Consider the following 9276-nt stretch of genomic DNA (forward strand, 5'->3'; position numbering starts at 1 on the left):
AAAAATGCCCCGCATATCGCAGGGCATTTTTCACAAACCGATTAAGGTTTAGCGTAACCGTGAACGCCATTGTAAGGAGCTGGGATCCAACCTTCATCAGTAGCAGGCAATTCGCCTTGACCTTCGATAGTTTGGCCTGGAGCAACTTGACGAGTAACAACGCTGCGAATTTTAACATCAACGCGACGGTCAGGTTCGATACAAGCGATAAGAGCAGCACGTTTCTTAGCTTTAGAAACTTTTTTACCCAGTTTAGCAACTTCAGCTTCACAAGTAGCAGTCATTTGAGCTTGAGACTCGCCCAGACCTACTGCAGAGATTTTGCTAGAAGCAACGCCACGGCCTACCAAGTAGTTAGCAACTACGTTAGCACGACGCTCAGACAGAGCTTGGTTGTATTCTTCAGAACCCATGAAGTCAGTGTGACCTTCAACACGTACAGTTTGTACGCTGTCGTTGCTCAGGCGTTGAGCCAAAGCGTTCAGGTTTTCTTGAGCTTCAGGACGCAGGTTGTCTTTGTCGAAGCCGAACAGAGTTTTAGTAGACAGGGAAACAGTTTCATCAACATACTCAGGAGCTTGTTGTACAGGAGCAACTGCTTCACGATCACCACATTCAACGCGGCCTTCGGTAGCTTTGTCGAAGTAGCTGTTTTTCCAGCATTCGCCGTAGTTGTTACGGACGATTTCTTGAGATTGGCTGCTTACGGTGTAACCGTGTTTGGTGTGCGCTTCGCTGGCCATAGCGGTGCCAGAGGCAACCAAGGCAACGAACAATGCGCTTAATTTCAGCTGTTTGGTCATTTTATTCCCTCATCAAATTGTTATGCGGCGGACTAGGAAAGCAACCGCTGCAAAGTACCAATATACAGGCCGCAGTATCAAAACAGCGGCAAATCGGATATATCAGGTTGCACTATAAAGAAGCGCAAGGCAAACTGTCAATACTCGATGCCTTCAAACAATTATGAAGTGCCTGCTTCCTAGTAGTTAATCATGCCGAAAAATCAATCTTGTGTCATTAATTTAGGGCAAAATCAGACAATTCACCTACCTAAAGTTGTACAAAAACAACAAAACCCCTTTCCCTCTTCTTTCCTGAATTTCCTGTTTTCATATCATTAAAAGATATTTTCATTAAAAACAAACGTTTTCAAAACTCAGGGCAAAACCGGGCAAAATATGTTAAATTACAGACCGTTTGTCGCACAAAATCCACAATAACAACGTATCCGATACTGCTACCATGAAACTGCAACAATTACGTTACGCCCTTGAAGTTTACCGGCACAATCTGAATGTCTCCGAGGCTGCAGATGCGCTTTTTACATCCCAGCCCGGCATTTCCAAACAAATCCGCCTGCTTGAAGAAGAATTGGGTATCCAAATTTTTATCCGCAGCGGCAAGCGTGTGGTTTCCGTTTCACAACCGGGCAAAGCCGTGTTAGAGATTTCGGAACGAATTTTGCGTGATGTACAGAACATTAAAAATATCGGCAGCGAGTTTACCGATCACGACAGCGGCTCGCTGACCATCGCGACAACGCATACCCAGGCGCGTTATGCCTTGCCCACAATCGTTGCGGAATTTGTCAAAAACTACCCTAAAGTCAATTTGACCATCAAACAAGGCAGCCCTTCTGCCATTGCGCAAATGGTCAGCAGCGGCGAAGCGGATTTGGCAATTATTACCGAACGCATTGACGATCATCCCGAGTTGGGCAAACTGCCCTGCTATGAATGGAACCATGCCGTCATTGTCCCGCACGACCACCCTCTTTTAGACTGCCGCAATCCTTTAAGCCTTGAAGATTTGGCTTCTTTTCCACTGGTTACTTACGAATTTGCGTTCAACTCCGGCAGCAGCATTGCGCGTACCTTTAATAAAGCGCATATCGAGCAACCTGATGTTGCCTTATCAGCTGCCGATACGGATGTATTGAAAACGTATGTACGCTTAGGCTTAGGCGTAGGTTTGATGGCCAAAATGGCGTACGATCCCGTTGTCGATCAAGATTTGCAGCTGATAGACGCGGCGCACTTATTTGAGCCGTCGCCCACTTGGATAGCCTTACGCACCGACACCTACCTGCGTGGTTATGCCTATGATTTTATACAGATGTTCGCGCCGAAACTGACCCGTGAAGCGGTTGACCGCATTCTGTACACGCCAGTCGTTGAAGATTTTTCAATTTAACATCTAACTATCACTTGCGTAACTTAACAATTATTCTTTAACTTTTGTTAAAAAGGCCGTCTGAACAATTTCAGACGGCCTCAGATTCAGATAGCGTGCGAACAACCGGAAACCATTTTCTTCAAAGTCGTCGCATCTAGGATTTTGATGTGCTTGTGTTCAACCGAAATCAAGCCTTCGTGATGGAATTTGGATAAGGTACGGCTGACCGTTTCCAGCTTCAGCCCTAAATAGCTGCCGATTTCCTCACGCGACATCCGCAGGATAAAATCGTTGGCGGCAAAACCTCGGGAATAGAGACGCTGAGACAGGTTGAGCAAGAATGCGGCCAAGCGCTCTTCGGCGCGCATATTGCCCAAAAGCAGCATAACACCCTGATCTCGGACAATTTCACGGCTCATCAAGCGGAAAAAGTGAGAGCGCAGACTGGGAATATCCTGACCGAGTTCTTCAATGTGCGTAAACGGAAGCTCGCATACTTCGCTGTCTTCCAAAGCCACAGCATCACAACTATGAATATGGGAACAAATCCCATCCATCCCGATCAGTTCGCCCGACATAAAAAAGCCGGTTACCTGATCTCGCCCATCTTGGCTGGCGACTGTTGTCTTAAAGAAGCCGGCACGGATGGCAAATAAAGAGGTAAACGGCTCGCCGGCACGAAATAAGTACTCGCCTTTTTTCAGACGGCGGCTTTGACGGATCACCGCATCCAATTGTAAAAATTCGTTAGGCATTAGTCCGACAGGCAAACACAGTTCGCGTAAAGAACATGTGGAACACAAGGTTTTCATTTGATGTGTTGCATTGTGTGTAGCCATAACGCACCTTTAATTTGCTTAATTCTCTCAATCCCTGATTAAGCCGAATAACTATTGACCCATGTCAAAGTCGGCATATCATTATGAGGCATTCTACCAAACTATCGAAATTTTGACTAAAATTTTCCCTAATTTCCCTACTTTATACTACAAGCCCCTACCATGAAAATCATCCCCATCTCAAATAACACCAACACAAACAATGAATTACCGGAATTTGACCGTGAATTGATTGCCAGTTTGCCATCAAGCGGTCCCCGTTATACATCCTATCCGACTGCCGACCGCTTCCATGAAGGCTTTAAAGAAGCCGAATATATCCAAGCTTTAAGCCTGCGCAACATGGGTGCGCTCAATAAACCCCTCTCGCTCTACATCCACATTCCCTTCTGCAATACCATCTGCTACTACTGCGGCTGCAACAAAATCATTACCAAAGACAAAAGCCGTGCCGATGCCTATATCCAGTATCTAGAAAAAGAAATGGAATTACTGGCACCGCATTTGGGCGGAAGATACCAGCTCGCGCAACTCCACTTCGGCGGCGGTACCCCCACATTCCTGAGCGACGACCAACTCGAACGCGTCTTCGACATGATTCGTAAATACTTCCAGCTGATTCCCAACGGCGAATACTCCATCGAAATCGACCCGCGCAAAGTCAGCCGCGAAACCGTCCTCAAACTGGGCAAACTCGGTTTCAACCGCATGAGTGTAGGCATTCAAGACTTTGACCCTAAAGTACAGGAAGCCGTCAACCGCATCCAAAGCTACGAAGAAACCAAAGAAGTGATTGATGCCGCGCGTGAAGCCGGGTTTAAATCAGTCAGCGTCGATTTGATTTACGGCCTGCCGCACCAAAACACCGAAAGCATCAAAACCACCATCGATACGGTCTTATCCCTCGATCCCGACCGCCTCGCCCTTTACCACTACGCCCACCTGCCGCATATCTTCAAACCGCAACGCCGTATCGACACCAATGTCGTCCCCGGCAGCGAAGAAAAACTCGATATGCTGCAATATTGCGTTCAAACCCTGACCGAGCGAGGCTACATTTTTATCGGCATGGACCACTTTGCCAAACCTGACGATGAGCTCTCCATCGCCCTCAAAGAAGGTTTCCTGCAACGAAATTTCCAAGGCTACTCGACCTATGCCGACTGCGACTTGGTGGCGATCGGCGTGTCCTCTATCGGCAAAATCGGCAGCACCTACTCCCAAAACGAGCGCGACATCGATGCCTATTACGCCGCACTCGACGCCGGACACCTGCCCATCATGCGCGGCTACCAGCTCAATCAAGACGACATTTTGCGCCGCAACATCATTCAGGATTTGATGTGCCGCTTCTCGCTCGACTATCGGATTTACGAAAGCGTGTTCGGCATTCCGTTTAGCCGTTATTTTGCGGTCGAACTGGAGGACATGAAGCAACTGGAAACCCTCGGCCTGGTCCGCCTCAAACCGCACGGCCTGACCGTTACGCCGAAGGGACGTTTCCTGATCCGCAACATCGCCATGGTGTTCGACTATCATCTGCGCCATAAAGAAACCAAAGCCAAATACTCGCAAACCGTATAAACAGGAATGGAAAAGGTCGTCTGAAAATTTTCAGACGACCTTTGTTTTTATTTTCAATACTTTCGGGTAACATAAAACCATATTTTCCGCTTTATCAGAATTCAAAGTTAATTTGTATAGGCGCGTATCCTATGATTACCGAACAGCAAAACGATATCCTCAGCATCAATCAAGTACAGCTTCTCCTTGCTGAAAAACGCACGGCACTTGCTGTCATGCGTACGGGCATTGCTGTTTTCGCACTCCCTTTGTCTATTTTCAGTGCGCTGATTGCGACATCGAAATGGTACGAGGCCGTTGATGTTTGGCCTTTGCTCGTACTGGTCAGTCTGATGAACATCAGCTTGATTATTTTCTCGGTCTATCTGATTACCCGCTCGCTCCGTAGAATGCACCAATATGACCGGCTGATTGCCGGTATCAAATACAACAATCAGTCTTTGCGTAAACTGATTAAGTCATAAAATGTAGATAGTTGGGGATGAACGTAGGTCGTCTGAAAATCAAAATATAGCGGAACGCCAGATATGTATTAAAACATGATTCTGCCAAACATACCGTAATTGTTCTTGGTGACGTTGCTGTACACTTTGCTCCCCTCATTTGAATGGATACGATACCATTGCAGTAATTGGGATTAAAATGAACAACAAATATAAAGAATGGATAAAAATCATACTGCTCCCTCATTTAATAACGGCTATTTTTTTAGGGCCGACAATAATTGTTTTTTGGTCAGGTGGATTTATCGGTCTCTATTCTGTTATAAACGTGTTCAGTGAATTAGGTTCGCTTAAATATTATATTTATATTGGAATTCCTTTAATTTTTATAATGTTCTTACTTGGGTTTTATTGGAAAAATCTGACGATAGGGAAGATACTGACTTCTTCTGCGATATATTTATGGTTTCTCTTAGGTTTTTTATGCCTAGGGTGGCAGATATAAACTTATTGAAATGATCAACTCAATTGGATATTAGGAACCCTGTTGGATACACCGATCGTATTTAGACAAATACGAATGCAGTCTACAATTTTGGTTTGTCCAGTCTCTTGTCTCAAACGCTTTTAAAATATGGAACAACCCGATTTTTTCCCCATCCCCAGTCCCTGTATAGGTGTCTGCGAAGCCAATGCCAAAGGTTATTGCAAAGGCTGCCTGCGCAGCCGGGAAGAGCGCTTGTACTGGCTCCAGATGACCGACAGCCAAAAACATCAAGTCATGCACCTCCTAGCCCTCAGAAAAACCAAAATCCGCAACCGCAAAACAGAAAAGCCCGACACGGGCGAACAACCGGTTCAAAACCTGCTCGATTTCTAAACCGCCCTTACCGCACACACCAAAAGGAAAAACATGAAAAAACTGCTCGCCTGCCTGCTTGTGCCATTGACCGCTCTTGCCCTGGGCGCCTGCAAACCCTCCTCAACTTCACCCGAAAGCAAACCTGCCGAACTTAACTGGCAGCAGCCCAAACTCACCAGCAATGTTTGGAAAATCAGCAAAGAAGGCCAACCCGATTCCTATCTGCTCGGCACCATCCACATGGGGCAAACCAATCAAACCTTGTCTTCCGATGCCCTCAAACTGTTGCAATTCACCGACCAACTGACCACAGAAGTTGACGCATTGCCGGACAGCAGTCCGGAAACAAAAAAAATGTATCAAAAATACTTCAAAGAAGTCATGAGTACCGAACCGCTCAGCCGCAAGCTTGGCAAAACAGATTTCCGTCTTTTACAAGAAATCTATTCAAAAAATGAAGAAAGCCGACCCATCGCCAAAATTGCCGACAAACTCCACCCGTGGGCAGCATTGGTTTTTGCCGGCAGCGCATTTCCCCAAGGATATAGCGCAGAAACCGGTGCAGATATGTTGCTGACCAACGCAGCAGTCAATATCAACAAACCGCGTGGTTCATTAGAAAGCTTGGACGAAGTTTCCGCAATCTTCAAAGCACAGCCTGAAGAAACCATGATCAACTTTCTGAAAGCCAGCATTAAAACCAATAAAGAAGAAACCGAAGATGTCAAAAAACTCCATCAAGCCTATTCAGACGGCCGCTTTGAAGAACTCATCCCACTTTTAGAAGAAACCGAACAACGCACCCTCAAACGTGTTGATGCCAAGTACGCCAAAGCCATGTCCGATTGGCTGAAAAACGATCTCCTGATCCGCCGCAACCAGGCATGGCTGCCTAAAATCCGCAAGCAATCCGCCAAACAAAGCACCCTCTTTGCCGTCGGCATTGCCCATTTACCCAGCGAAAAAGGCTTAATCGAACTATTGCGTCAAGAAGGCTATCAAGTAACCCCCGAACCCAAAGTCCTGATTTGGCAATAAACCCCAATCCAACAACAAGGCCGTCTGAAAATCTTTCTTTCAGACGGCCTTTATTTAATCTCTATTAAATGAAGCGGTAAGCAATGTTGAGCGCAAAATCAATCGCCCAATGCCGCTACCATCACCGCTTTAATCGTGTGCATCCGGTTTTCTGCCTGATCAAACACGATGCTGGCTTCACTTTCAAAGACTTCTTCCGTTACTTCCACACCATTCAGGCCGAATGTCTCATAAATCCATTCGCCGACTTTGGTTTCGCGATTATGGAAAGCAGGCAGACAATGCATAAACTTGACTTGCGGATTTTCAGCCGCCGCCATTAATTCGGGCGTAACTCGGTAATCTTTCAGCAAATCGATACGTTCCTGCCAAGCCTCTTTAGGCTCGCCCATGCTGACCCACACATCGGTATGGATAAAATCCACGCCTTTCACGGCTTCTTTCACATTCTCCGTCAACAAAATCCGTCCGCCGGTCTCTTTGGCAACAGCCTGCACCGTCTCGATAATGTTTTCAGACGGCCACAAACTTTTCGGCGCACCGATACGCACGTCCATGCCCAGTTTCGCAGCCAACACCAGCAACGAATTGGCCATGTTGTAACGCGCATCGCCAACGTAGGCAAACGCAATGTGGTTCAAAGGCTTGTCGCTATGCTCGCGCATCGTCAGCGCATCGGCGAGCATTTGAGTCGGATGAAACTCGTTGGTCAGACCGTTGAACACAGGCACGCCTGCATACTTGGCCAGCTCTTCCACCACATCCTGCCCAAAACCGCGATATTCGATGCCGTCAAACATCCGCCCCAAAACACGCGCCGTATCCTTAATGCTTTCCTTATGCCCGATTTGGCTGGCAGACGGCTCCAGATAAGTTACCCCTGCCCCTTGGTCGCGCGCGGCCACTTCAAACGCGCAACGGGTGCGGGTTGATGTTTTCTCAAAAATCAGGGCAATATTTTTCCCCTTCATCCGCTGCACCTCGTTTTCTGCTTTTTTAGCGGCTTTCAATTCGGCGGCAAGGTCGAGATAGACGGTGATTTCTTCGGGCGTGAAATCCAAAAGTTTCAGGAAATGGCGGTTTTTCAGGCTCATGTCGTATTTCTCTTTTCTAGCGTGGGCGTTGCCCAACATTTTTCTCCGTGCAGATTTTGCCGGACTTCCCCGACCTTCTGCTACTCAATTTTTCAGAATGCGAAGCCTGCCCGTAGCGCGGCCTCTTATCCTCTATCAAAACTCAAAACAAGGCCGTCTGAACTTCGCCGCGCTCCAAAGCAAGCAACGATTGTTTGCGATTCAAACCGCCTGCGTAGCCGGTCAGCTTGCCGTCGCTGCCGATAACGCGGTGACAGGGAATCAAGATGGACACTTTGTTCTGCCCGTTTGCAGCGGCAACGGCGCGAATAGCCTTAGGATTACCCAACTGCTGCGCCTGCTCCTTGTAGCTGCGCGTTTCGCCGTAAGGAATGGTCAGCAGCGCATTCCATACCTGCTGCTGAAAGGCTGTGCCTATCATTTCCAAAGGCGTCGCAAAAACTTTCAGACGGCCTTGGAAGTATAAATCCAATTCTTGGCGCAAAAGTTGCGTTTGCTCATTTTCTTGGAAAATAAACTGTCCGTGCAAAGCTTTTTGGACAGCCGTGATTTCCTGCTCTAGCTGTTTCTGCCCGACAAATTCCAGCAGACACAAGCCCTTGCCGCCGAACACCGCCAACATCTCGCCCAACGGCGTGGCAAGCGCGGCAACAGTCAGTTCGTTCGGACTATTCGGATAACGCGTTTCCAACAGTCGGATGGTTCGGCGGATACGGACATATTCTTCAGGGGCGCAACCGATACTGTCGATAAAATCCTGCTCAAGCTGCTTGGCTTCGTGTTCCGTAAAATACTCGTGCAGCAAGGCTTCGAGGCCGGTGGAAAAATCGGTTTCCAGTCGCTCGCGGATTTCATTCCACTTTGATGGAAGCTCGTTTAAAGAAGGCAGAGTAATCATCTGCATTTACTCCCGATAATCAACAAACCCCAAACGATTACCCGACGGATCAAAAAATTCCACAGCCCATCCGGTACGAATACGGAAAGGTTCACTTAGAAAACGGATATTTCTACCCTGTAACGCCGCATACTTCGCCTGCACATCATCCACTTCAATCCACACAGCAGGTGTCATATTGGGAAATTTATTCCGCTCTTTGAGAATGATGGCAGCTTCTTCTTCACCCACCCGAAAAGCAACCATGCCACTTTCAGAAAAGTCGAATTTAACGGGCAAATCCAGTACATCTTGGTAAAAACGGCAACTAGTAGCCAGATCATCTGCAGGAAAGAAAAAA

Annotated in this window: 10 protein-coding genes; 5 read left to right on the plus strand and 5 right to left on the minus strand. The window is 47.3% G+C overall.

Annotation, left to right across the window (positions count from 1 at the left end):
- Nucleotides 1–41: 41 nt before the first annotated feature.
- On the minus strand, nucleotides 42–803 hold the full coding sequence (locus ACTHRY_RS11000) for an OmpA family protein (RefSeq protein ID WP_049323939.1): 762 nt from the start codon (nucleotides 801–803) through the stop codon (nucleotides 42–44).
- 442 nt (nucleotides 804–1245) lie between these two features.
- Between ACTHRY_RS11000 and ACTHRY_RS11005 the strand changes: the two genes are divergently transcribed.
- Nucleotides 1246–2196: a CysB family HTH-type transcriptional regulator gene (locus ACTHRY_RS11005; RefSeq protein WP_049323947.1), complete on the plus strand. Its 951-nt coding sequence runs from the start codon at nucleotides 1246–1248 to the stop codon at nucleotides 2194–2196.
- 86 nt (nucleotides 2197–2282) lie between these two features.
- On the opposite strand, the gene fnr is transcribed toward ACTHRY_RS11005, so the two are convergent.
- A complete protein-coding gene (gene fnr / locus ACTHRY_RS11010; protein ID WP_003748691.1) occupies nucleotides 2283–3017 on the minus strand; it encodes a fumarate/nitrate reduction transcriptional regulator Fnr in 735 nt (244 codons plus the stop codon).
- Nucleotides 3018–3179: 162 nt separating this feature from the next.
- Here fnr and hemN point away from each other — a divergent pair, with 162 nt between their 5' ends.
- The 4 genes from hemN (at nucleotide 3180) to ACTHRY_RS11030 (ending at nucleotide 6944) form a co-directional block, all read left to right on the plus strand.
- Nucleotides 3180–4601, plus strand: a complete 1422-nt coding sequence (gene hemN, locus ACTHRY_RS11015; RefSeq protein WP_049323938.1) for an oxygen-independent coproporphyrinogen III oxidase — start codon at nucleotides 3180–3182, stop codon at nucleotides 4599–4601.
- 131 nt (nucleotides 4602–4732) lie between these two features.
- Nucleotides 4733–5065 (plus strand): hypothetical protein, encoded by a 333-nt coding sequence (locus ACTHRY_RS11020; protein ID WP_049323937.1) that lies wholly within the window; start codon nucleotides 4733–4735, stop codon nucleotides 5063–5065.
- 613 nt (nucleotides 5066–5678) lie between these two features.
- Nucleotides 5679–5924, plus strand: coding sequence for a DUF1289 domain-containing protein (locus ACTHRY_RS11025; protein ID WP_036493132.1), 246 nt, complete (start codon nucleotides 5679–5681; stop codon nucleotides 5922–5924).
- A 33-nt stretch (nucleotides 5925–5957) separates the two neighbouring features.
- Entirely contained in the window at nucleotides 5958–6944 is a 987-nt protein-coding gene (locus ACTHRY_RS11030) for a TraB/GumN family protein (protein WP_049323935.1), read from the plus strand.
- 98 nt (nucleotides 6945–7042) lie between these two features.
- On the opposite strand, the gene argF is transcribed toward ACTHRY_RS11030, so the two are convergent.
- The 3 genes from argF to ACTHRY_RS11045 form a co-directional block, all read right to left on the minus strand.
- Nucleotides 7043–8038, minus strand: a complete 996-nt coding sequence (argF, locus tag ACTHRY_RS11035; protein WP_049323946.1) for an ornithine carbamoyltransferase — start codon at nucleotides 8036–8038, stop codon at nucleotides 7043–7045.
- Nucleotides 8039–8180: 142 nt separating this feature from the next.
- Nucleotides 8181–8936 carry a methylated-DNA--[protein]-cysteine S-methyltransferase gene (locus ACTHRY_RS11040; RefSeq protein WP_049323945.1) on the minus strand — a complete coding sequence of 252 codons (756 nt, stop codon included), beginning with the start codon at nucleotides 8934–8936 and terminating at the stop codon, nucleotides 8181–8183.
- A gap of 6 nt (nucleotides 8937–8942) precedes the next feature.
- A partial coding sequence (locus tag ACTHRY_RS11045; RefSeq protein ID WP_440374258.1) for a VOC family protein occupies nucleotides 8943–9276 on the minus strand: 334 nt, incomplete at its 5' end.

Origin of the sequence: Neisseria sp. P0004.S004 (genome assembly GCF_051963335.1) — a bacterium.
In the GTDB taxonomy this organism is placed as follows: domain Bacteria; phylum Pseudomonadota; class Gammaproteobacteria; order Burkholderiales; family Neisseriaceae; genus Neisseria.

Excerpts from the sequence above, each read along its gene's own strand:
- ACTHRY_RS11000 (WP_049323939.1), bottom strand. The coding sequence starts at position 803 with ATGACCAAACAGCTGAAATTAAGCGCATTGTTCGTTGCCTTGGTTGCC.
- ACTHRY_RS11005 (WP_049323947.1), top strand. The coding sequence starts at position 1,246 with ATGAAACTGCAACAATTACGTTACGCCCTTGAAGTTTACCGGCACAAT.
- fnr (WP_003748691.1), bottom strand. The coding sequence starts at position 3,017 with ATGGCTACACACAATGCAACACATCAAATGAAAACCTTGTGTTCCACA.
- hemN (WP_049323938.1), top strand. The coding sequence starts at position 3,180 with ATGAAAATCATCCCCATCTCAAATAACACCAACACAAACAATGAATTA.
- ACTHRY_RS11020 (WP_049323937.1), top strand. The coding sequence starts at position 4,733 with ATGATTACCGAACAGCAAAACGATATCCTCAGCATCAATCAAGTACAG.
- ACTHRY_RS11025 (WP_036493132.1), top strand. The coding sequence starts at position 5,679 with ATGGAACAACCCGATTTTTTCCCCATCCCCAGTCCCTGTATAGGTGTC.
- ACTHRY_RS11030 (WP_049323935.1), top strand. The coding sequence starts at position 5,958 with ATGAAAAAACTGCTCGCCTGCCTGCTTGTGCCATTGACCGCTCTTGCC.
- argF (WP_049323946.1), bottom strand. The coding sequence starts at position 8,038 with ATGAGCCTGAAAAACCGCCATTTCCTGAAACTTTTGGATTTCACGCCC.
- ACTHRY_RS11040 (WP_049323945.1), bottom strand. The coding sequence starts at position 8,936 with ATGATTACTCTGCCTTCTTTAAACGAGCTTCCATCAAAGTGGAATGAA.